The organism is Variovorax sp. DAIF25, from assembly GCF_050711835.1.
Taxonomy (GTDB): domain Bacteria; phylum Pseudomonadota; class Gammaproteobacteria; order Burkholderiales; family Burkholderiaceae_C; genus Variovorax.
On the sequence record NZ_CP136636.1, the window covers coordinates 1,951,681 to 1,973,225 of the forward strand.

Here is a 21,545-nt window from a genome sequence, read left to right on the forward strand (position 1 = left end):
AGGGCATCGTTCGGGGGCGCGGGCGCTGACTATAAGATGCCCGCATTCCGAACCGCCCGCACCCGACCCGCACCGCATCTCCCATGGTCAAGAACAACCTCCAGGAGCGCAAGCAGCGCGAACTCGAGCAGCGCCGCAAGGACATCCTGAAGGTGGTGCGCAAGCTGATCATCCGCGACGGCGCGCGCGAGGTGACGATGCGCAAGGTGGCCGAGGAATCGGGCTTCTCGAACACGGTGGTCTACACGCTGTTCGGCGACAAGGCCAGCATGATCACCAACGCGATCGACGAGGACATCATCCGCATGCACAAGCTGGTGCAGGCGGCGATCGCGAGCGGCGAGGGCGCTTTGGCGCGCGTGCGGCTGGCCTGCCGGGCCTACGTGGAGAACGGCCTGCGCCATCCCGACCAGTACTTCCTGGTGTTCATGGAACGCCGGCCCGCGGCGCCGGTCGAGACCTCGACGCTGGTGTTCGGCGATCCCGAGCGCGACCCCTATGCGCTGGTGCGCGGCCTCGCGGCGGAACTGGTGCGCGAGGGCTTCGTGGCGGCCGACGACACGCAGCTGCACGTGATCACGCAGCTGCTGTGGGAAGGCATCCACGGCATGACCTCGCTGCGCGTGTCGGGCGGCGACGATCCCTGGATCGAGCGCATCGACGCGATGGCGCACCTCGAGCTGCTGGTCGACGTGCTGCTGCTGGGCATCGTGCACCGCTTCGCGGGGCCGAAGGCGAAGGCGGCGCTGGCGCAGATCGCGCCCGCCGCCAAGGGCTGATCAGCGCGCCAGCAGCTTGAGCATCCGCTCGAAGGTCTTGCCGTAGGGCGGCTTGAACAGGCCGAGCCCGTTGAGGCCCGACTGGTGGAACACCGGCTTCATCTTCGAGAAGGTCTGGAAGCCGAACTCGCCGTGGTAGGCGCCCATGCCGCTCGCGCCGACGCCGCCGAACGGCAGGTCGTCCTGCGCGATGTGCAACAGCGTGTCGTTGACGGTCACGCCGCCGGCCACGGTCTGGGCCAGCACGCGGTCGATGTCGGCGCGCTGCTTCTCGAACAGGTAGAGCGCGAGCGGCCGCGGCCGGGCGTTGACGTAGCCGATGGCCTCCTCGAGCGTGTCGTAGGGCACGAGCGGCAGCACGGGGCCGAAGATCTCCTCCTGCATCACGCGCATGCCGTCGCCCACGCCCGTGAGCAGCACCGGCGGCAGCCGCCGCGACGCGGCATCGGGCGGCGCATCGCCGAGCCGCTCCACCGCGGCGCCCTGCGCCTGGGCTTCCGCCACCAGCGCCTCGAGCCGCGCGAAGTGGCGCGGGCTCACGATGCTCGTGTAGTCGGCGTTGCGCGCCAGGTCGGGGTAGAGCGCGGCGAACACGCGCCGCGCGGCCTCGACGAAGCGCGCCTGCTGCTCGCGCGGCACCAGCACGTAGTCGGGCGCGATGCAGGTCTGGCCGGCATTGAGCGTCTTGCCCACGAGGATGCGTTCCACCGCCTTGTCGAAGGCGGCGCCGCGGCCCACGATGGCCGGCGACTTGCCGCCGAGCTCGAGCGTGACCGGCGTCAGGTGCTCGCTCGCGGCGCGCATCACGTGGCGGCCGACCTCGGTCGAGCCGGTGAACAGCAGGTGGTCGAAGGGCAGGCTCGCGAATTCGCGCGCCACCTCGGCGTCGCCGTTGACCACCGCGATCTCGTCGGCCGCGAAGGCCGCGCCCACCAGCCGCGCGAACAGCTCGGCGAAGCGCGGCGTGTACTCCGACTGCTTGAGCATCGCGCGGTTGCCCGCAGCCAGCGCCGCCGTGAGCGGCCCGGCCGCGAGGTACAGCGGGTAGTTCCAGGGCACGACGATGCCGACCACGCCGAGCGGCTGCGGCATCAGCCGCGAGGACGCGGGCTGGAACCACAGCCCGGTACTGCGGCGGCGCACGCGCATCCAGCGCTTGCCGTGGCGCAGCGCATGGTCGATGCCCTCGAGCGTGGGGAAGACCTCGGCCAGCTCGGTCTCCTGGCGCGGCCGGTTCGAGAAGTCGGCGCTGATCGCGGCCGCGATCGCGGCGCGGTGCTCGCGCACCAGCGCGCGCAGCCGGCGCAGGCGGTCGGCGCGCACGCTCCAGGGCGGGGCCTGGTCGCGCAGGCTGGCGGCGCGCTGGGCGTCGAAGAGGGGGCGCAGCTCTGGGGTCATGGAGGCCTCGGCGTGTCGGGGAATGGTCGGCGGCAAGTATGCCGGCCGGGCGTCAGCCGGTCTGGTGATAGACCGGCCAGGCGTCCTGGATCTTGCCGCCGCGCACGGTGATCAGGTCGCCGAACTGCAGCAGCACGCCCTCGGCGATCGCGGGCCGCAGGAAGACCTGGTCGTCGACCCGCAGGCCCACCGAGGGCGAGGCGTTGACGTTCTCCTGGTTCGCGCTGTGGCCCAGGATGCCGTTGAACTGCAGCCCGCGCGGCGAGGAGTAGTCGGCCAGCCACCAGCCGCCGTAGATGTAGAAGGTCTGGCGCTGGTTCACGTCCCACCACGAGAAGATCCTCGACTTCGCATCGAGCGCGGGAATCTGCACCGGCCCCGTGGCCTTGAGCACCGGCGTGGCGATGAAGGCCGCGGGCTCGTGCTCGGCCAGGGTCTCGATGTCGTAGTGCGTGGGCTTGAGCAGCGCGGTGCCCACGCTGATCTCGGTGCTGAGCTTCTCGGCACCGTGCAGCGTGTAGCTCGGGCTGCCGCCGGCGTTGAGCGTGAGCCGCTCGTTCCACAGCGCGGGCCGGTGCGTGCGCGCGAAGTCGGCGAAGCCCTGGTAGATCGCCATCGCGCGCGCCAGCAGCTCCTCGGGCGTGCCGAGCACCTTGGGCACGCCGAAGCCCACGTGCGCGTCGTAACCCATGAAGCCCGCGAACTCCAGCGCCGCCGGGTTGGCGTCGATCATCTCGAGCATGCGCGCGAGCGTCGTGTTGTCGGCCACGCCGCCGCGGTGCAGGCCGACGTCGATCTCGATGTTGACGCGCAGCCGCGTGCCCAGGCCGCCGGCCAGCGCCAGGTACTGCTGCAGCCGCTCGGGCGTGTCGACCAGCCACTGCAATTGGCGCGCGGCATCGAACGGGCCCTTGAGCTGGCGGTAGAACAGCGCAGCCGACTGCACCGGCAGCGGCTTGCCCAGCAGCAGGTCGAAGTCGGGGAACACGGTCGCGTCGACGTTGAGGAAGGGCTGGTGGAAGGACATCAGCCGGCGGCTGCCCGAGCGCCTGGCCACATAGGCGATCAGCGACTGGCAGGGCAGCGACTTCTCGACGATGCGGTAGTGCTTGCCCGCGCGCTGCAGGCCGCCGGCCACGCGCTCGATGTTGGCGTCGAGCCGGTCGAGGTCGATCACCATGCAGGGCCGCATCGGCCCGTTGCGGCGCAGCTCGTCGTTGAGCGCGCGGAAGTAGGGTTCGTGCGGCGCGCCCGCGTCGCCGGGGCGCAGCGCGAAGGCGGCGGCCGCGCCCAGCCCGACGGTGCCGAGCGTGCCCAGCAACAGCTTTCTTCTCCGGCGTCCACTCATGATGCGATCCCGAACAGTTGCCGCAGGTAGGGGTTGAGCAGGCGGCCCTGCGGATCGAGCCGCGCGCGCAGCGCGAGGAAATCGTTCCAGCGCGGATAGAGCGCGGCGAGCTCCACCGGGCCGCGATCGTGCAGTTTGCCCCAGTGCGGCCGGCCCTGGTACTTGCGGAAGATCGGGCCGATCTGCGAGAGCAGGTAGTCGTGCGGTTCGCCCACTGCCGCATGCACGGCGATCGAGCAGCTGTCGCGGCCATGGAAGGGGCTGAGCCAGGCATCGTCGGCCGGCACGAAGCGGAACTCGAGCGGAAAGAACACGTCGTTGCGCCGCTCGAGCGCCGCGATCACCTCGCGCAGGCAGGCGATGCCCTGGGCCTGCGGCACGTGGTACTCGGTCTCGTTGAAGCGCGTGGGCCGCTGGGTCGAGAGCAGCCGCCACGAGCGGTTCTTCGCCTCCTCGGTCTGGTCGCCGTCGATCAGTGCCGCGGCGACGTGGCGGCGCAGCGCCGGGAACCAGCCGAGCCAGTCGCGCAGCCGGCGCAGGTCGCGCAGCATGTCCTCGTCGGCCGAGGGCGGTTGCACGGTGTCGCTGCCTTCGTACAGGTCGTTCGCGATGCCCGCGGCATAGCCCGTGAACGGCAGCACGTAGAACTCGAAATTGCGATGCCGCCGCGCGAGCGCCGGTGCCTCGTCGAGCATGGCCGCGAGCGGGCGCAGGAACACGCGGCGGTGCAGGTTGAAGGCCGGCACGGTGCGCACCGTGGCCTCGCTGATCACGCCGAGGCAGCCCAGCGAGACGCGTGCCGCCGCGAACAGCTCGGGCTCGCGCGTGGCGCTGCATTCGATCGCTTCCGCGTTGGCGGTCACGAGGCGCAGCGCGGTCACTTCGGCATGCATCGCGGGCAGCGCGAGGCCGGTGCCGTGGGTGCCGGTGCTGATCGCGCCCGCGAAGGACTGCACGTCGATGTCGGGCAGGTTGCGCAGCGCGAGGCCACGCGCATCGAGCTCCTGCGACAGCACGGCGAGGCGCATGCCGGCCTGCAGGGTGGCGGTCTGCGCGGCGGCATCGGTGCCGACGAAGGCCGACATGGCGTCGAGCGAGAGCAGCGTGGCGTCGGTGGGCACCAGCGCGGTGAACGAATGGCCCGCGCCGACGCAGCGCAGGCCGGTGCCGCCCGAAGCGCGCAGCACGGCGCGCAGCTCGGTCTCGTCGGCCGGCGTGGCGAGCAGGCGAGGCTGGCAGTGCTGCAGGCCGGACCAGTTGCGCCAGGGCAGCGCGGCGGTGGCCGCGGCGGGCGTGGCGGGTGAAGCAGGCACGGGCGCGGGCGCATCGGCCGCGCGCGCGCCGAGTCCGCTGGCGAGCAGCGCACCGGCACCGGCCTGCAGCACGGTGCGGCGGCGCGGTCCGCGCGCGTCGATGGAGGAGTGGCGGGGAGGCATCGCGTCGACGGTTCCTAGAAGCTGTGGCGCACGCCGAAGGTGACGCCGGTCTGCGTGCGATCGACCGTGGGGCTCTGCGCATTGAGGCCCACGAGCTGCGCGCCCACCAGCCCGCCGCGGTAGATCGAGCGGTCGACCTCGGCATAGAGCATGGTGCGCTTCGACAGCAGGTAGCCGGCCACCACCTGGTACTGGCTGGCCGAGCCGTCGAAGTCGCTGGTGTGGCCGCGTTGCCGCGTGAACCAGGCGTTGAAGGCCAGCGTGAGCCAGGGCGTGGCCTTCCAGGTGAGGCCGCCCAAGGCCATGCGCCGCTTGGCGAAGCCGCCTGGAAAATTGGCATCGAGCACCTGGACCGGCGAGATGATGCCGAGCCCGGCAAGATCGACGGGCGTGAACGGTCCGTTGGCGAAGGAGGTGAAGGCGTTGTCGCGCCGGTTGCCGATGTAGCCGGCCTGCAGCGTGAGGTTCTCGCCGATCAGGAACTGGGCACCGGCGGTGGCGATGTCGAAGCGCGCATGCGAGGCATCGTCGGTGCTGCGCATGAAGGCCGCCGCGAGCTTCACCGGCCCCTTCTCGGGGATGTAGGCCAGGCCCGCGCCGACCTGGCTCCCGCGGCGCGCCGAGCCCTCGCCTTCGCCGATCGCGTACTGCGCGAGCAGCACCACGTCGCCGAGCTGCGCGCCGTAATGGACCATGTTGTTGGTCTTGCTCGCGGCCAGCAGGGTGTGCTCGGGTTTGAAGGCGTTGAAGTAGTCGCCCCAGAGGTTGGAGCCATAGGCGAGCGACGCGGCTTCCATCGCCACGTTGTACTGGCGCCCGAAGGTCAGCTGGCCCCAGCGGTCCGACTGCAACCCGACCGAGGCGATCTGGAAGTGCTGCGGATCGCCCTCGGGCACGCGTTCGCCGTTGCGGATGTCGAAATGGCTCTCGACCTGGAACAGCGCCTGCAATCCCCCACCGAGGTCCTCGCTGCCCTTGAGGCCCCAGAAGCTCTCGGAGAGCCCGCCGCCGCGGCTCATGCGCAGCCGCGAACGGCTTCGATAGGGAACGCCCTCGGCCGTGTACTCGGCGCCATGGCTCTCGTAGCGCAGGCTGGCATCGACGGTGCCGTACAGGGTGACGGTGCTCTGCGCCTGGGCCGCGGTTCCCGCGAGCACCAGCAATGCCGCCGATGCGATCGCGATCTGCTGTCTCATGTTGTGTCTCCTCCTGCCGGGTGGCTTGGCGCCCGGGCGTTGGCCGCGGGCTGGAAGTGCGCCGTCTTTGCGGTGCGGGCGGATGATAGAACGATGTTCTTTAATAAATCAACGTTTCTTTTAGGAGCGTTGTTTTTGATCGGAGAGGTGGAGGTCGTAGCGGGCTCACGCCGATGGGGTACTCCCCTCCGCGAATGTCCCCCGCCTTCGGCTCCTCCTTTATTTCGCTGCGAGGAGTACCCCATCGGCGTGAGCCTGGACGCAATCGTTGTTGAGCCGCCCGCACCACCGCAGCGCCCACGTGCACAGGGCAGTGGGTGCTTCCCGCAGCGAAATTAAGGAGGAGGCCGAAGGCCGGGGGACATTCGCGGAGGGAAGTACCCGCTGTCCTGTGCACGCCCCCCGACCCGCAACAAGCCCGCCCTAAGATCCCCACCATGCCCTCCACCCGAACCTGGCCAGCCGCCATCGCAGCCCTCTCGTTCCTCGCAGCAGCAACAGCAACAACAGCAGCGACGGCCGCCCCCACAGCCCAGGTGTTCGACCGTGTCGCCAAACCCGAAGCGGTCGATGCCCAATGGCGCCCCACGTTGTGTGCGCTGCTCTCGAAGTCCTGCAGCGCCGAGGAGCTCGGCCTCTACCGGCCGCGTGGCAGTGCCGAGGGCGAGTACGTGGTGCTGTCGGTGAAGCCGCTCGCGATGGCACGCGTGCAGAGAACTGCGGACGGAAGCTGGCGCCTGCAGCGGCTGCATGACTTCTCGGCCTACCAGGGCACGTCCTCGAAGCTCGGTGGCGGTCGCGAGCCGCAGCGCTCGCTCGCGCCGGCGCTCTATCCGCTGGCCGACGGCCGCTGGGCGGTCGCGGTGCAGAGCGCCTTCAGCGACATGTACTCGGGCGGTGGCGCCAGCTTCGTCGTCGCCGACTTCGTGCCGCTGGAAGGGGATCCGGCCACGGCCAAGCCGGCCTATGAAGACATCCCTTTCTGGTGCTCGCAGATGATCCGCGCCTGCTTCTCCGAGAAGGAATACAAGACCTCGCCGCACTGCCACGACGAGACCGCGGGCAGCCTGCGCATCGCCTATGCCGATGCCGCGCGGCCCGGGGCTGCCCATGGCTGGAGCTTCAGCTGGACCGAGAGCGAATGGCCCGCGCACAAGCCGCGCAGCGCGCGGCGCAGCGGCACCACGCGCTTCACCGCGACCGACACCTCGGCCGTGCCGTTCTGCGGCGGTCCGCAGTAGCGGGGCGGCTCAGTCCGCGGGCGGCGGTGCTTCCCATGCGAAGCCCACGCCGTACACCGAGCGGATCCAGTCGTGCCCGGGCGTCACCGCGCCGAGCTTGCGGCGCAGGTTCTTCACGTGGCTGTCGATCGCTCGCTCGGTCACGTCCACCGTGTCGTCGTAGGCCAGTTCGAGCAGCCGCGCGCGCGAGAAGATGCGCCCCGGATGGCGCGACAGCACCTGCAGCAGCCCGAACTCGCGGCGCGTGAGGTTCAACGGCGTGCCCTCGAGCGAGGCGCGCCAGTGCACGTCGTCGAGCACCAGCCCGGGCGCCGCCTCGTTCGTGGCGCGGCCCGGCGTTCCTTGTTCGGACACGCCCGGCGCCGCGCGGCGCAGCACCGCGCGCACGCGCGCCACCAGCTCGCGCGGAGAGAAGGGCTTGCAGACGTAGTCGTCGGCGCCGAGCTCCAGGCCCAGCAGCCGGTCGACCTCCTCGATGCGCGCCGTCAGCATGATGATCGGATGGGCCGTGTGTTCGCGCGCGCGCCGCAGTACCTCGATGCCGTCGAGCCGCGGCAACATGATGTCGAGCAAGGTCAGGTCGGGCGGCGAGGCCACGATGCTTTCGAGTGCGCTCTGGCCATCGGCGAAGTGCGCGGTTTCGTAGCCTGCGTGGCGCAGGTAGTCCTGCACCACCGAGGCGATGTCGGCTTCGTCCTCGACGATCACGATGCGGGTCATGGGCAGGTCAGGGGGAAGTGGCCAGTGGCAGGGTGAGGGTGACGCGCAGCCCGCCCATCGGCGAGGGCGAGGCATCGATGGTGCCGCCGTGCGCCTCGATGGTGGCGCGGCAGATCGAGAGTCCGAGGCCCGAGCCGCCGTGCTCGCGGCTGCGCGAGGTCTCGCCGCGGAACAGGCGGTCGAACAGGCGCGGCAGTTCGCTCTCGGGCACGCCCGGCGCGCTGTCGTCGAACAGCAGCGTGAGGCTGTGGCCGGTCCATGGTCCTTCCACCGTGACGTCGATGCGCAGCACGCCGCCGGGGTCGGTGTAGGCCAGCGTGTTCTCGAGCAGGTTCATGAAGACCTGGTGCAGCCGGTGCGCGTCGCCCTCGATCGCCGGCTGCTTGCGCGCCGCGATCAGGTCGATGGCGCGGCGGTCGACCGCGATGCCACGCTGCGCGAAGCGGTCGCGCGTGTGGTCCAGCGCCTCCTTGAGCAGCGACAGCGGATAGACCGTGGTGGTCGGCAGGTCGCTCTGCGGCGCGCGCATGCTGCTGCGCAGGTCGTCCACCAGCTGGCCGAGCCGGATCACCTGGCGGTGCAGCCGCAGCGCCGTGCGTTCGTCGAAGGTGCGCACGCCGTCCTGCAGCGCCTCGATCTCGGCGCGCATCGCGGCCAGCGGCGTGCGCAGCTCGTGCGCGGCATCGGCCAGCCAGGCGCGACGCGAGGCCTCCACCGTGTCCAGGCGCTGCGCCATGTCGTTGAAGGTCTTGCCCAGCAGCGCGAGTTCGTCCGAGCCCTGCACCACCACGCGCGTCGACAGCCGGCCGCGCGCCACGTCCTGCGCCGCCTGCGTCAGGTCGTCGACCGGCTTGAACCAGCGCCGCGCCAGCAGGTACGACAGCGCGAGCGCGAACATCAGGCCCGCGAGGCCGGTGAGCACGATCACGCCCGACTGCCGTGCCAGGAAGGCGCGGTCGGCCTCGCTCTCCAGGCCCTGCAGCGGCGCCAGCGCGAGGTAGCCGATGACCGCCCGGCCGCGCCGTATCGGCAGGCGCGCCGCGTTCTCGGGATCGATGGTCGCGCCCACCACGCGCGCGCCCTGCGCGTCGAGCACCGCGAGCCGCTGGTAGATCGAGTCGGCCATCGCGCGCGGATCGGCGAAGAAGAAGGGCGGCGGCATCGCCGGCATCGCGCGCCGCGGCAGCAGCTCGAGCTGGCCCGGCGGCATCGGCGGCGGCCCGTTGTCGGGGGCGCCCTCGGGCGGGTCGACGCGCAGCGTGCGGTACTCGTACCAGGGCGGCAGCCGGCGGTCGTCGGGCGCGCTGGCGTTGTCGAGCACCGTGGCCACGCGGCCCATCTGCAGCCGGTGCCAGGCCTCGTCGTTGTCGCGCAGGCTCTTCCAGTCGCCGTTGAGCACGTAGTGCTTGAGCACCAGCTGCGAGAGCCAGTCCATGCGGCGGATCTCGATTTCGGCCACGTAGGCGCCGAGGCCGCGCTGCAGCGCGAGGATCGAGAGCCCCGCGAAGCTCAGCAGCAGCACGATCAGCAGCGCGGCGAGCGCCAGGAAGATCTTGCGGGAGAGGGTCAGGCGCAGACGCGGCATGGTCTCGGGAGGTGAGGGCCGCATTCTGCGACAGGCGATGCGGGTGGCGCGGGCATGGCAGGCGGTGCGGCGGACGGAGGCGTCATCGGCAAGCCGCCGATCATGACCGCCAAATGTGGAGGAATCTGGGAGGGCCGATCTCCCATTTTTCTCCCGAATCGGGACGCACGATGGCGGCCATGACACCGTGCATCGACCTCCTGTGGCCCGCGCTCCTCGCGCTGTTCGGGCTGTTCGCTCCCGCCTGGATCTTCGCGATCCACTGGGCCGAGGGCCGCGCCACGCGGCCTGGCGTGGTCGGCGGCACGGCCGTCGGCGAGGAGTCGGCATGACCCCCGCGGAGCGTTCACCGTCGCTGGACCGGCGCGCGCTGCTGGCCGTGCTCGGCGCGATCGGCCTGTCGGCCTCGGCGGGTTTCGCCGCCTCGGCCTGGCCGGCGCGTGCCCTCGGGCATGGCCCCGTGAAAGCGGTGCATGGCCCCCGGGCGCCCGAGGCGATGGCGTTGCCCGAGGAAGTCCCGCCGCCACCGCGCACCGGAGGCTGAGCCATGCAGGGCACGACGATGCTTCCCGCGGCGCCCGCCGGGCGCCGCACCCGGCGCATGCAGCGGCTCGCGGGCGCGCTGGCCTTCTGCGGCCTCGCGGCCGGCACGGTGGTCGCGGTGCGCGACGAATGCCCGCCCGAGTCCGGCGGGCGCGGCACGGCGCGCCGCATGCCGGTCTCCACGCTCGCGCCGATCATGGACGTCGAGCGCACCGCGCTGCCGCAGCAGGCCCGCCCCCGGCCCGGCCAGCCCGTCGACATCTACAGCCCCACCGCGCCGAAGCCCGGCACGCGCCGCGGCGCGGGGGCCTGCCGCTACCAGGCGCGCTGAAACTCAGGCCGGCCGCTCCGCGAAGCTGAAGCCCACGCCGTAGATCGAGCGGATCCAGTCGTGCGCGGGCGCGGCGGCCGAGAGCTTGCGGCGCAGGTTCTTGATGTGGCCGTCGACCGCGCGCTCGTTGACCTCGAGCGCCTCGGGGAACGCGGCCTCGAGCAAGGTCGAGCGGCTGAACACCCGGCCCGGGTCGCCCGAGAGCGCGCGCAGCAGCAGCAGTTCGCGCCGCGTCAGCGCCAGCGGCCGGCCCTCGAGCCGCGCGCCGCCGTCGGCCTCGGCGAAGGCCACGGCCGCCGAGGGCCGTGCCGCGTGCCGGCGTTGCGCGTGGCGGCGCAGCACCGTGTTCACGCGCGCGACCACCTCGCGCGGCGAGAAGGGCTTGCAGACGTAGTCGTCGGCCCCGAGGTCGAGCCCGCGCAGCCGGTCGGCCTCGCGCGTGCGCGCCGTCAGCATGATGATCGGATGGTCGCTCAGCGAGCGCACCGCCTCCAGCACCCGCAGGCCGTCGATGCGCGGCAGCGCCACCTCGAGCAGCGTGAGCGCGGGCGGCGCGTGCAGGATGCGCTCGAGCGCGGCCGCGCCGTCGGCGATCTGCTCGACCTCGTGGCCGGCGTCGTGCAGCAGGCCGTGCAGCACGGCGGCGCTGCTGTGCCGGGCGTCTTCCACCAGCAGGATGCGGGCCATGGCGTTCAGAACGAGGTGCCGATCTGGAACTGCAGCCGCTGCGTGCGGTCGGCCGCGATGCCGTTGGCCGTGTCCTCCTTCTGGTAGAGCAGCGGCACCGCGTAGGCCAGCCGCAGCGGCCCGAGCGGCGAGATCCAGCTGATGCCCAGGCCGGCCGAGGCGCGCAGCTTGTTCTGCGCCTTCCATTGCGCATCGCTCATGCTGGCCGTGCGGTTCGCGAAGACGTTGCCCGCGTCGAGGAAGGTGTACAGCCGCAGCGAGCGGTCGTTGCCCGCGCCCGGGAACGGCGTGCTGAACTCGAGGTTGAAGATCGCCTTGCGCGTGCCGCCCAGCGAGCCGCCCGACACGGCATCGACCGGCCCCAGCGAGTTCTGCTCGAAGCCGCGGATCGAGCCCAGCCCGCCCGCGTAGAAGTTCTTGAAGATCGGAAAGGCCGCGTCGCCGAGCGCGCGCGCATAGCCGAGCTCGCCGTTGAGCGCCAGCGTGTACTGCTTCGACAGCGGGAAGTACTGCTGGTACTGGTAGTTGCTCTTCAGGTAGCGCAGCGCGCCGCCTACGCCCACCTCGAGGTTCGCGCTCTGCAGCCGGCCCTGGGTCGGGATCAGCGCGCTGTCGCGGTCGTCGCGCGACCAGCCCAGCGTGGCCGGAAACGCCACCATGCTGCGGTTGGCGCAGCTCACGCTGGGCGCGGTGCCGGTGCACTGGAAGTAGTCGAGGTAGGCCTGCGGCGTGCCGGTGTAGACGTAGGAGCCGTCGACCAGCGTGTAGGTGCCGTTGCTGCCGGGCGTGAACGCATAGCGTTCGACGCCGATGCCCAGGTAGATGCGGTCGAGCTCGCCCACCGGGATGCCGAAGCGCACCGAGCCGCCGTCGCTCGCGAGCTTGTAGTTGCCGTCGGCCTCGTAGTAGGGGCGCGTGGTGGTGTGGAACAGGTTGACGGTGCGCGAGATCCCGTCCTTGGTGAAGTAGGGATCGGTGGCGGTCAGCGAGATCGTGCGGTTGTAGGAGCTGGTGTTGACCTGCAGGCCCAGGTAGTTGCCGCTGCCGAACACGTTCTCCTGCGTGATGCCGAAGCTCAGCGAGATCTTGTCGGTCGACGAATAGCCGGCACCGAGCTGCAGCGAGCCGGTGGGCTTCTCGGCCACCGTCACCGCGATGTCGACCTGGTCGGGCGAGCCGGGGATCTCTTGCGTCTCGACGTTCACCTCGGTGAAGAAGCCCAGCCGGTCCACGCGGTCGCGCGAGAGCTTGATCTTGTTGCCGTCGTACCAGGCGCCCTCGTACTGGCGGAACTCGCGGCGGATCACCTCGTCGCGCGTGCGCGCGTTGCCGCCGATGTGGATGCGTCGCACATAGGCGCGGCGCGAGGGCTCGGCCTTCAGCACCATCGTCACGCGGTTGTTGGCGCGGTCGATCTCGGGCTCGGCCTGCACGCGCGCGAAGGCGTAGCCGAAGGTGCCGAAGTAGTCGGTGAAGGCCTTGGTGGTCGCCGTGACCTGCTCGCCGTTGTAGGGCTGGCCGGGCTTGATGGTGACCAGCGTCTTGAATTCGTCGTCGCGGCCCAGGTAGTCGCCCGCGAGCTTCACGCCCGCCACCGTGAACTTCTGGCCCTCGCTGATGTTGACCGTGACCGTGAGGTCCTCGCGGTCGGGCGAGATCGCGACCTGGGTCGAGTCGACGCGGAACTCGAGGTAGCCGCGCGTGATGTAGTAGCTCTTCAGCGTCTCGAGGTCGGCGTTGAGCTTGCTGCGCGAGTACTGGTTCGACTTGGTGTACCAGCTGAGCCAGCCGCCGCTGTCCTGGTCGAACAGGTCGAGCAGCGTGCTCTCGCTGAAGGCCCGGCTGCCCACGACGTGCACCGAGCGGATGCGCGCGGGCTCGCCCTCGGTCACGCCGAAGCTCAGGTTCACGCGGTTGCGTTCGCTCGGCGTGGCGGTGGTGACCACCTGCGCGTTGTAGAGGCCGCGGCCCAGGTACTGGCGCTTGAGCTCCTGCTCGGCGCGGTCGGCCAGCGCCTTGTCGTAGGGCCGGCCCTCGGCCAGCCCCACCTCGCGCAGCGCCTTCTGCAGCGCGGCCTTGTCGAATTCCTTGGTGCCGACGAAGTCGACGTCGGCGATGGTCGGGCGCTCCTCGACGATCACCACCAGCACGCGGCCGGTGACGTCGATGCGCACGTCCTTGAACAGGCCCAGCGCGAACAGCGCGCGGATGGCCTCGCTGCCGCGTTCGTCGCTGTAGGTGTCGCCGGCGCGCAGGCCGAGGGTCGCGAAGACGGTGCCCGCCTCCACGCGCTGCAGGCCTTCGAGGCGGATGTCCTGCACGGCGAAGGGCTCGGCGGCCCGGGTGGAGGGTGCGATCAGCGCAGCGATCAGCGCCAGGCCCGCGAGGGACTTCGGAGAGTTCATCGGCGCATGGTTTCGTCCAATGTCGGAGAAATTTGGGACGCCGCGCCGAGTTCACTTTCTCTCCTTTATTGCAGCCCGATGGCGTTGGCGGTCGGCCAGGCCGGGGCCGCCATCGGGGCCCGCGCGCCGGGCTCGCCGCAGGCACGGCAGTTGCGCAGGTGGTCCTCGAGGCTCAGCTCCCCCTGCACCTCGAGCAGCCGCTGCACCGTGCGTTCGACCGCCTGCGCATCGAGCAGCGGATAGCTGCGCGCGGTGCGGCCGTTGTTGCGCACCAGCCGCGCGATGTAGGGCAGGTCCTGCTGCGTGATGACGGCCGCGGGCATCACGCCCTCGAGCGCCACGCCTTCGCAGGGCAGCAGCACGAAGTACTGCAGCCGCAGGTCGTCGGGCAGCAGGCTGCGCAGCTGCGTGGTCTTGCGACCGCCCTGCCAGGCCGGGTCCTTCACCTCGCGCGCGCGGTTGCAGCCCTGCAGTCGCAGGAACCAGCGCGGCGGTGCCTGGTCCGATTTCTTGCGGTAGACGAAGGCGTTGCGCCAGGCCTTGATCTCGAACAGGTAGACGCCGGTCTCGCAGACCACCACCGCGTCGATACGCGCGGTGCGCACCGCGCAGCCCTCGGGCATCGGGATGATCAGGTTGCGAAGAATGCGCAGGTGGTCGAACGCGGGGCTGAATGCGTTCGCGAGCTGTTGCACGCCGAGCGAGGCGGCGAGAGTGCTTTGCAATGCGATGGTCATGGTGGCTCCTTCTGGGCGCGAGCATTGCTCGGCTTTTGGGAGACTTTTGGTAAGAGCGGGCGGCGCGCCGATGCGCGCAAAAACAACATTCGCCCCCATGCACCAGATTCCTCCAAATTTGGACGAGAGCATCCGTTCCGGCCGCTCGATGAAGAGCGCCGAAACCGGAGAAACCTGAATGAAGAAATCCCTCACGGCCCTGGCCGCGCTGACCGTCACCGGCCTGGCCTGCGCCCAATCGTCCGTCACCCTGTTCGGCGTCATCGACGCCGGCGTGAGCTACCAGTCGGCCACCTCGCGCAATGCGATCACCGGCATCACCAGCAAGCAGAGCCAATGGAGCCTGGCCAACTCGGGCTACAACTCCAGCCGCATCGGCTTCAGGGGCACCGAGGACCTGGGCGGCGGGCTGGCCGCGAGCTTCTGGCTCGAGGCGCCGATCACCAACGACGACGGCGCGACCGGCATCGCCAACTTCAACCGGCGCTCCACCGTCAGCCTGTCGGGCGGCTTCGGCGAAGTGCGGCTGGGCCGCGACTACACGGCCACCTTCTGGAACGACACCGTGTTCGATCCCTTCGGCACCAACGGCTCGGGCACCAACGTCATCAGCACGGTGAGCGCCAGCACGGGCATCGGCAACAGCAACTACACGCGCGCCAGCAACATGGTCGCGTACTTCCTGCCGCCCAACCTCGGCGGCTTCTACGGCCAGGTGCAGTACAGCCTGAACGAGAACGTGCGCACCAGCGCCACCGACCTCACGGCCGCCACCAGCAGCAGCGCGGGCCGCTATGTCGGCGGTCGCTTCGGCTACGCCAACGGGCCGCTCGACATCGCGCTGGCCGCGGGCCAGAACGTGGCGGTCGACACCACCACGCTCACGCGCAAGGTGCAGACCGTCAACCTCGGCGCCTCGTACGACTTCGGCCCGGTCAAGCTGTTCGGCGAGATCTCGAACGTGCAGAACAAGTTCGACACCGGCCTCTCGAACACGCACGACAGCTACAAGGGCTACCTGATCGGCGCCACCGTGCCGGTGGGCCCGGGCCTGATCCGCGCCTCGTACTCGACGGTGCGCTACAACGAGGGCGCCGCCGGCATCTTCGGCGAGGACCCGCGCGTCAACAAGCTCGCGCTGGGCTACGTGCACAACCTGTCGAAGCGCACCGCGCTCTACGCCACCATCGCGCGCGTGAGCAACCGCAACGACGCGGCCTACACCGGCAGCCTCACGGCCGCCAGCACCACCGGCTACGGCACCACCGGCGTGGGCTACACCGGCCTGCCCAAGTCCTCGACCGGCTACGACTTCGGCATCCGCCACGCGTTCTGACGCCGGCATGCGCCCGCGCGCACTGCGTGGCGCGCGGGCGCGCGTGCCGTGCGCGGCCGCAGAAGAAAAGAGGAGAAGCTTCCATGACATTCCACATCCGCTGCCTGGCCGGCGCGCTGGCCGCGGCCAGCCTCGGCGGCTGCATCGTGCTGCCGCCACCCGTGGCCTACGGCCCGCCACCGCCGCCGATGACCCCGCGCCTGTCGATGCCCGGACCGCTGACCGCGCGCCTGATGCCGCTGCCGGCCTGGGACATGTGCGAGGGCGAGCCCGAGGGCGCGCGGCCCGTGCCGCCGGGTCCGCGCGGCGACGCGCTCGCGGGCCGCTGCGAGCGCACGCCCTCGGGCGCGCTCGAGTACCGCCCCGGCGCGCCGCGCTGAAGCCGGCGCGCGCAGCCATGCAGACCGGCAACCTCGGCCTCGTCATCGCCAGCGTCATCGGGTTCGGCTTCGCGGGCGTCTTCGGCCTGATGGGCTCGCTGCTGGTCGCGAACCTGCGCGACGGAGCGCGGGCGCGCGAGGCCGCGGCGCGTGCGCGCGACGAAGCGCTGCAGCGGCTCGGCCGCAGCGCGGTGCACGACCTGCGCGCGCTGCTCGGCGCGGCGCTGCCGCGCGCCGCCATCGAGCTGCCGCCGCAGGCCGTGCCCGTGCTGGCGGTGGAGAGCGAATTGCGCGAGCTGCTCGCGCAGATCGCCGTGCAGGCGCTACCTGCCGCGCCGCGCGATGGGCTGCGCGTGCATGCGCGCATCGAGGGCGCGCAGGCGGTGGTGCACTGGCGCGCCGTCGGCGTCGCGCCGATGCGTGCCTGCGAGCGCATCGCGGCCGGCCTCGGCGGGCGGCTCTATGCGGCCTCGCATGCGGGCGGCCCGCTGGGGCTCACCTTGCGGCTGCCGCTGCATGGCGGCCCAGTGCCGGGCTGAAGTTCAGCCGGGCAGGCGCTGCGCCCAGGGCAGCACCTTGTCGAGCGGCATCGGCCGCGCGAGGTGATAGCCCTGCATCAGCGGGCAGCCGAGCGCGTTGAGCGCCTCGAGCTCCTCGCCGGTCTCCACGCCCTCGGCCACCACGTCGATGCGCAGCGAATGGCCCAGCCGGATCACCGACTCGACCAGCACGCGGTTGCCCGGCGAGGCGGCCAGGCCGAGGATGAAGCTGCGGTCGATCTTGACCTGGCGCACGTACTTGCTGCGCAGCGAGGCCAGCGAGGAATAGCCGACGCCGAAGTCGTCGACCACGATCGCCACGCCCGCGTCCGCCAGCGCATGCAGCCGCGCGCTGGCGGCGAAGGTGTCGAGCGCGATCTCCTCGGTGATCTCGATCTGGATGCGGTGCGGCGCGATGCCGTGGCGCGCGATCTCGCCGAGCACGATGCGGTCGAGCGCGAGCTGCGACATCTCGCGCGGCGAGACGTTCATCGCCACCGGCACGGCCTCGAAGCGCGGGTCGGCCGCGGCCAGTTCCTGCAGCCCGACGCAGATCTCGGCCAGGATGTGGCGCAGCAGCGATTCGGCCAGGCCGGTGCTCGCGGCTGCGCGGATCACGTCCTCGGGCGGGATCCAGCCGTGGCGCGGATGCTGCCAGCGCAGCAGCGCCTCGAGGCTGTGCAGCCGGCGGCCGCCGTCGGCCAGGATCGGCTGGTACCAGACGCCGATGGCGCGCGAGGCGACCGCGCCGGGCAGGTCGCGCTCGACGTCGCGCCGCGTCACCAGGCGCTCGCGCAGCGCTTCGTCGAAGCGGCGGCAGCGGCTGCGGCCCGCGCGCTTGGCCTCGTGCAGCGCCTCGTCGGCCGAGCTCAGCATGTCGGCGATGGACACGCCGCGCTCGACGCAGATGCCCACGCTCGCGCTCAGCTTGCCGCCGTACTGCGCGGTGGCCGAGGCGATCGATTCGATCAGCGCCTGCCCCACCTGGTCGGGCGAGGGGCCGCCGTCCTCGGCGATGAACAGGGCGGCGAACTCGTCGCCGCCCCAGCGCCCCAGGATGGCGTCGCGCCCGGCCAGCTCGCGCTGCAGCCACTGCGCCACGTCCTGCAGCACGCGGTCGCCCATCTTGTGGCCGAAGGCGTCGTTGACGGCCTTGAAGCCGTCGATGCCGAGGATCAGCAGGCCGTGCTCGCGCTCCTTGCCGCCGGCATCGATGCGCAGGCTCGAGGCCTGGGTGAAACCCTCGCGGTTGAGCAGGCCCGTGAGCGCGTCGTGCGCGACGCGGAAGGCGAGCTGGCGCGTCGATTCGAGCGACAGCGTGTGCGACTGGCGCAGGCGCGCGGCCATCGACACGGCCTCGTTCTTGAGCCGGCTGCCCTCGCGGAAGCCGCGCGCGCTCTGCAGCGCCGCGCGCACCAGCGCCGCGAGGTAGACCAGCACCATCGCGGCCAGCGCGAGGTGGTCGAAGCCGCCGGCCCAGACCAGGCAGCCGAACACCGAGAGCAGCGCCGGCGTGATGAAGCTGATCGGCACCGGCGCGTAGGCGATGCCGTAGGTGACCGAGCCGGCGCAGATGCCGCAGACCACGGTCAGGTAGAACAGGGTCTGCGGCGAGGTGTAGCCCTCGCACAGGATCGGGATCAGGGCCCAGACCGAGCCCGAGAGCAGCGCGAACAGCCAGGCCAGGCGCAGCTCGTGGTCGACCGCGGGATCGCTGCCGTTGGCGCCGGGCGAGGCCACGAAGGGGCGGCGGCAGACGAAGATGCGCGTGATGTTGACGGCCAGCGAGAGCGTCAGCCAGGCCAGGCCGAGCGCGGTCAGGTCCGAGTGGTGGGCCAGCAGCGCCACCGTGAGGCTCAGCACCAGGTTGACCGGGATCGCGGCGAGCACGCTGCGGCGCACCGCCAGCATCTGCTCGGTGCGCACCATGCGCGACAGCGCGGGGCTGTCGGGCGAGCCAGCGGCTTCTTCTTCCTGCGGGGCGGAGGAGGCGTTCATGAGATGGATCGGCGACGCATCATGCACCGGTCCGCCGCATTGCGCAGCGCGGCACGGCCGCCGTGGGCGGCCTGCGCGGTTCCCCTCGGGGTCACCGCGCGCGGGAGGGTTGCCGCAACGGCACCCTTCAGCGCACCGTCGACATCACGGTCGCGCGGCAGCGCGGCTGGTCGCGCGGCGCGAGCAGGACGCAGTTGTCGAGCGCGCGCTGCTGCATGTCGCTGAGCTTCGGCGGCTCGCGGTAGACCGGCGGGGGCGGCGGCGCGGCATAGCGCTGGCGGCGCTCGTACTCCCAACGGTCGCGGTCGTCGCGGCTGCGTTCCCAGCGTTCGCGTTCCCAGCGATCGCGGTCGCGCTGGCGGTCGAAGCGCAGCCGGTCCATGCACGAGTGGAAGTCCATGCCCGAACGGCCGCTCGCGCAGTAGCGGCGGTCGGCTTCATAGACGTCCATGTCGCGCTGGGCCAGCGCGGGGGCGGTCTGGATCAGGCCCAGCAAGGCCAGGGCGGCAAGTTTCTTCATGGTGCGCTCGTCGAAGAGAAGCCGTGAGGCGGGTGGATCGGGGCGGTGCCTGCTCGGGGCCGCAGTCTGACCGTCGGCATGGCACGAAGTTTCTCATGCTCCGGACCCCTCGCTCTTCGGACGCGCGAGCTTCTTGTTGTAGGCGCGCGCGGACTGCATGCCGCGTCGCGCCTGCGCCACGCCGGCCCGGACTTCTAGCGCGGAACGGTCACCGCGCCGACGTGCATCGTGCGGCCCGCGCCGACGCCCGCGATCAGCATCGCGACGCCGACCGCGACGAACAGCCACGAGGCGGCGCTGAAGCTGCCGGTCCAGCCGTGCAGCAGCCCGGCCAGCAGCGGGCCGAAGGCCGCGATGACGTAGCCCACGCCCTGCGCCATGCCCGACAGGTGCGCGGCCACGTGCGAATCGGGCGAGCGCAGCACGATCATGGTGAGCGCCAGCGCGAAGGTGCCGCCCTGGGCGATGCCCAGCAGCACGGCCCAGACCCATACGCCGCCGAGCGGCGCGAACAGCTGGGCCAGCATGGCGGCCACGGTGAGCAGCGCGAGCGCCACGGCCAGGCCGATCTGGTTGCGCAGCCTGACCGCGAGCGCGGGGATCACGAGGCAGGTCACGACCTGCGTGATGACCGAGACCGAGACCACGTAGCCGGCGGTGTCGCTGGCCAGCCCGCGTTCGCGCAGGATCGGTGCGAGCCAGCCCATGACGATGTAGGCCAGCGCGGACTGCAGCCCCATGAAGCAGGTGACCTGCCAGGCCAGCTTGTCGCGCCACAGGCCGCGCACGGTGAAGCCCGCTTCGCTGGCGATCGGCTTCAGCGGCAGCGCCTGCGGCGCCCACAGCAGCGTGACCAGCGCGGCCGGCAGCGCCCAGACCGCGAGTGCCGCGGTCCAGCCGCCGCCCAGCGCATGCTCGATCGGCACCGTGAGGCCGGCCGCGCTCGCGGCGCCGCCGCACACGGCCATGGTGTAGAGGCCCATCATCAGCGCCGCCTGCCCGGCGAAGTCGCGCTTGACCAGGCCCGACAGCAGCACGTTGGCGACCGCGATGCCGCTGCCGGCGATCGCCGAGGCGACGAACAGCAGCGGCACATGGCCGGTGCCGCGCAGCAGCGTGCCGACCAGGATCAGCGCCATGCAGCCCAGCAGCGTGCGCTCGGTGCCGAAGCGCCGGCCGAGGCCGGGCGCGAGCGGCGCGAACAGGCCCAGGCACAGCACGGGCAGGGTGGTCAGCAGGCTGGCGGCAGTGGCCGACAGGCCGGTGGAACGGATGATCTCGGGCAGCACCACCGAGAGGCTGGAGAACACCGGCCGCAGGTTGAAGGCGATCAGCACCACGCTGGCGCCCAGCAGGATGCGGCGGCCGCGACTCGGCGCCGGGGTGGGCGGCGGCGCGGGCTGGCTGTCGACCTCGGCGTCGATCAGCAGCTGGCCGGCATCGGCATCGGCGGGCGCGTTGCGGCGGGTGGCCGTGGGGAGGGTGGTGGCGGTCATGGGCGGGACGGCGCGCGTGGGCCGCCGGTGGGGGTGTCGGTGCCGGCGGCGAGCGTCGCGATCATGGGCGTCATGAAGGCGCGCACGGCGGCGTCGGCGCGCTCGGGGTCGCGGCTGGCGATGGCCTCGACGATCGCGCGGTGGGCCGCGTCGTCGGGCTCGGGCAGCAGCGTGCCCATGGTGCTGGCGATCGTGTCCTTGATGTAGCCGCCGATGAAGCGCACGGTTTCGGCGAGCGCGAGGTTGCCCGCGATGTCGACGATGGCCAGGTGGAAGGCGAGGTCGCGCTCGATGAAGGCCGCGCCGCCGTCGCCGGGCGCGGGCGTGCCGCGGCCATCGAGCAGGGCGTGGAGCTGGCGCAGGTCCTTGGGCGTGTGGCGCAGCGCGGCCAGCCGCGCGGCCTGCACCTCGAGCGCGCAGCGCACCTCGAACTGGTCGAGCAGGCTGGCCAGGCGCAGCTTCTGCAGGCTGGCGCCGGGATCGAAGCCCGAGCGCACGTAGGTGCCCGAGCCCTGGCGCACCTCGAGCAGGCCGCGCGAGACCAGCGTCTTCACGGCCTCGCGCACGGTGCCGCGGCTCACGCCGAGCAACTGGGCGAGCTGCGGCTCGATGGGAATGCGCGCGCCGACCGGCCAGCGGCCGGCGGAGATTTCGGCGCGGATGCCGTTGGCGGCGGCTTCGACCAGGGAAGTGCGGGGGGCTTGGGCGAGCATGAGGTGCTAATTCATTGAATCATCGGATGAATTGTGTCGGGGCTTCGGTAGGCCTGCTGGTGGGAGGGGCTTGGCTGAGCACGGGGCGTTTGGGGTGCGTGCGCAGGCCACCGGGTACTCCCCTCCGCGAATGCCCCCCGGCCTGCGGCCTCCTCCT

General features: G+C 71.5%; 21 protein-coding genes. 8 read left to right on the top strand and 13 right to left on the bottom strand.

All coding sequences use genetic code 11. The features are described from left to right. Positions 1–83 precede the first annotated feature (83 nt). Positions 84–779, top strand: a complete 696-nt coding sequence (locus R0232_RS08920) for a TetR/AcrR family transcriptional regulator (RefSeq protein ID WP_431511877.1) — start codon at positions 84–86, stop codon at positions 777–779. Here R0232_RS08920 and R0232_RS08925 read toward each other — a convergent pair whose 3' ends face one another. From R0232_RS08925 to R0232_RS08940, 4 genes are read right to left on the bottom strand one after another with little or no spacing between them, the layout of a single operon-like run. Next, a complete protein-coding gene (locus R0232_RS08925; protein ID WP_431511878.1) occupies positions 780–2,177 on the bottom strand; it encodes a coniferyl aldehyde dehydrogenase in 1,398 nt (465 codons plus the stop codon). Between the two features lie 52 nt (positions 2,178–2,229). Beyond that, the gene (locus R0232_RS08930) at positions 2,230–3,525 is read right to left on the bottom strand and encodes a DSD1 family PLP-dependent enzyme (protein ID WP_431511879.1); all 1,296 of its coding nucleotides are present in this window, start codon (positions 3,523–3,525) and stop codon (positions 2,230–2,232) included. Further along, a complete protein-coding gene (locus R0232_RS08935) occupies positions 3,522–4,961 on the bottom strand; it encodes a D-arabinono-1,4-lactone oxidase (protein ID WP_431511880.1) in 1,440 nt (479 codons plus the stop codon). Before R0232_RS08935 ends, R0232_RS08930 begins: the two co-directional genes overlap by 4 nt. A 14-nt stretch (positions 4,962–4,975) precedes the next feature. Beyond that, positions 4,976–6,157 carry a porin gene (locus R0232_RS08940; protein WP_208513193.1) on the bottom strand — a complete coding sequence of 394 codons (1,182 nt, stop codon included), beginning with the start codon at positions 6,155–6,157 and terminating at the stop codon, positions 4,976–4,978. A 437-nt stretch (positions 6,158–6,594) separates the two neighbouring features. On the opposite strand from R0232_RS08940, the gene R0232_RS08945 reads away from it, so the two are divergent. Beyond that, entirely contained in the window at positions 6,595–7,398 is an 804-nt protein-coding gene (locus R0232_RS08945) for a hypothetical protein (RefSeq protein ID WP_431511881.1), read from the top strand. A 9-nt stretch (positions 7,399–7,407) separates the two neighbouring features. Here the strand turns inward: R0232_RS08945 and R0232_RS08950 are convergent, their stop codons facing one another. Then, the gene (locus tag R0232_RS08950; protein WP_431511882.1) at positions 7,408–8,118 is read right to left on the bottom strand and encodes a response regulator; all 711 of its coding nucleotides are present in this window, start codon (positions 8,116–8,118) and stop codon (positions 7,408–7,410) included. Positions 8,119–8,125: 7 nt separating this feature from the next. Then, the gene (locus R0232_RS08955) at positions 8,126–9,703 is read right to left on the bottom strand and encodes an ATP-binding protein (RefSeq protein WP_431511883.1); all 1,578 of its coding nucleotides are present in this window, start codon (positions 9,701–9,703) and stop codon (positions 8,126–8,128) included. Positions 9,704–9,882: 179 nt separating this feature from the next. Between R0232_RS08955 and R0232_RS08960 the strand changes: the two genes are divergently transcribed. The 3 genes from R0232_RS08960 to R0232_RS08970 are packed head-to-tail and all read left to right on the top strand — an operon-like array spanning position 9,883 to position 10,577. Then, positions 9,883–10,035: a hypothetical protein gene (locus R0232_RS08960; protein WP_177239448.1), complete on the top strand. Its 153-nt coding sequence runs from the start codon at positions 9,883–9,885 to the stop codon at positions 10,033–10,035. Further along, positions 10,032–10,247, top strand: a complete 216-nt coding sequence (locus tag R0232_RS08965; RefSeq protein WP_431511884.1) for a hypothetical protein — start codon at positions 10,032–10,034, stop codon at positions 10,245–10,247. The genes R0232_RS08960 and R0232_RS08965 overlap by 4 nt, the downstream gene beginning before the upstream one ends. 3 nt (positions 10,248–10,250) lie before the next feature. Next, positions 10,251–10,577 (top strand): hypothetical protein, encoded by a 327-nt coding sequence (locus R0232_RS08970; RefSeq protein ID WP_431511885.1) that lies wholly within the window; start codon positions 10,251–10,253, stop codon positions 10,575–10,577. Between the two features lie 3 nt (positions 10,578–10,580). Here the strand turns inward: R0232_RS08970 and R0232_RS08975 are convergent, their stop codons facing one another. From R0232_RS08975 to R0232_RS08985, 3 genes are all read right to left on the bottom strand, one after another. After that, entirely contained in the window at positions 10,581–11,264 is a 684-nt protein-coding gene (locus R0232_RS08975; protein ID WP_093348480.1) for a response regulator, read from the bottom strand. 5 nt (positions 11,265–11,269) lie between these two features. Beyond that, entirely contained in the window at positions 11,270–13,669 is a 2,400-nt protein-coding gene (bamA, locus tag R0232_RS08980; protein ID WP_431511886.1) for an outer membrane protein assembly factor BamA, read from the bottom strand. 65 nt (positions 13,670–13,734) lie between these two features. Next, a complete protein-coding gene (locus tag R0232_RS08985) occupies positions 13,735–14,406 on the bottom strand; it encodes a nuclease-related domain-containing protein (protein WP_093348486.1) in 672 nt (223 codons plus the stop codon). 178 nt (positions 14,407–14,584) lie between these two features. Between R0232_RS08985 and R0232_RS08990 the strand changes: the two genes are divergently transcribed. From R0232_RS08990 to R0232_RS09000, 3 genes are all read left to right on the top strand, one after another. Continuing rightward, a complete protein-coding gene (locus tag R0232_RS08990; RefSeq protein ID WP_093348488.1) occupies positions 14,585–15,742 on the top strand; it encodes a porin in 1,158 nt (385 codons plus the stop codon). Between the two features lie 83 nt (positions 15,743–15,825). After that, positions 15,826–16,122 (top strand): hypothetical protein, encoded by a 297-nt coding sequence (locus R0232_RS08995; protein ID WP_431511887.1) that lies wholly within the window; start codon positions 15,826–15,828, stop codon positions 16,120–16,122. Between the two features lie 17 nt (positions 16,123–16,139). Beyond that, positions 16,140–16,661 (top strand): ATP-binding protein, encoded by a 522-nt coding sequence (locus R0232_RS09000; protein ID WP_431511888.1) that lies wholly within the window; start codon positions 16,140–16,142, stop codon positions 16,659–16,661. Positions 16,662–16,664: 3 nt separating this feature from the next. Here the strand turns inward: R0232_RS09000 and R0232_RS09005 are convergent, their stop codons facing one another. The 4 genes from R0232_RS09005 to R0232_RS09020 all read right to left on the bottom strand — a co-directional run bounded on the left by R0232_RS09005 (position 16,665) and on the right by R0232_RS09020 (position 21,388). Further along, positions 16,665–18,659 carry a putative bifunctional diguanylate cyclase/phosphodiesterase gene (locus tag R0232_RS09005; RefSeq protein ID WP_093348496.1) on the bottom strand — a complete coding sequence of 665 codons (1,995 nt, stop codon included), beginning with the start codon at positions 18,657–18,659 and terminating at the stop codon, positions 16,665–16,667. Positions 18,660–18,786: 127 nt separating this feature from the next. Continuing rightward, positions 18,787–19,179 (bottom strand): hypothetical protein, encoded by a 393-nt coding sequence (locus R0232_RS09010; protein WP_093348498.1) that lies wholly within the window; start codon positions 19,177–19,179, stop codon positions 18,787–18,789. Positions 19,180–19,373: 194 nt separating this feature from the next. Continuing rightward, positions 19,374–20,675 carry a CynX/NimT family MFS transporter gene (locus tag R0232_RS09015; protein WP_431511889.1) on the bottom strand — a complete coding sequence of 434 codons (1,302 nt, stop codon included), beginning with the start codon at positions 20,673–20,675 and terminating at the stop codon, positions 19,374–19,376. Next, the gene (locus R0232_RS09020) at positions 20,672–21,388 is read right to left on the bottom strand and encodes a FadR/GntR family transcriptional regulator (RefSeq protein WP_208512496.1); all 717 of its coding nucleotides are present in this window, start codon (positions 21,386–21,388) and stop codon (positions 20,672–20,674) included. The genes R0232_RS09015 and R0232_RS09020 overlap by 4 nt, the downstream gene beginning before the upstream one ends. Between the last annotated feature and the right edge of the window lie 157 nt (positions 21,389–21,545).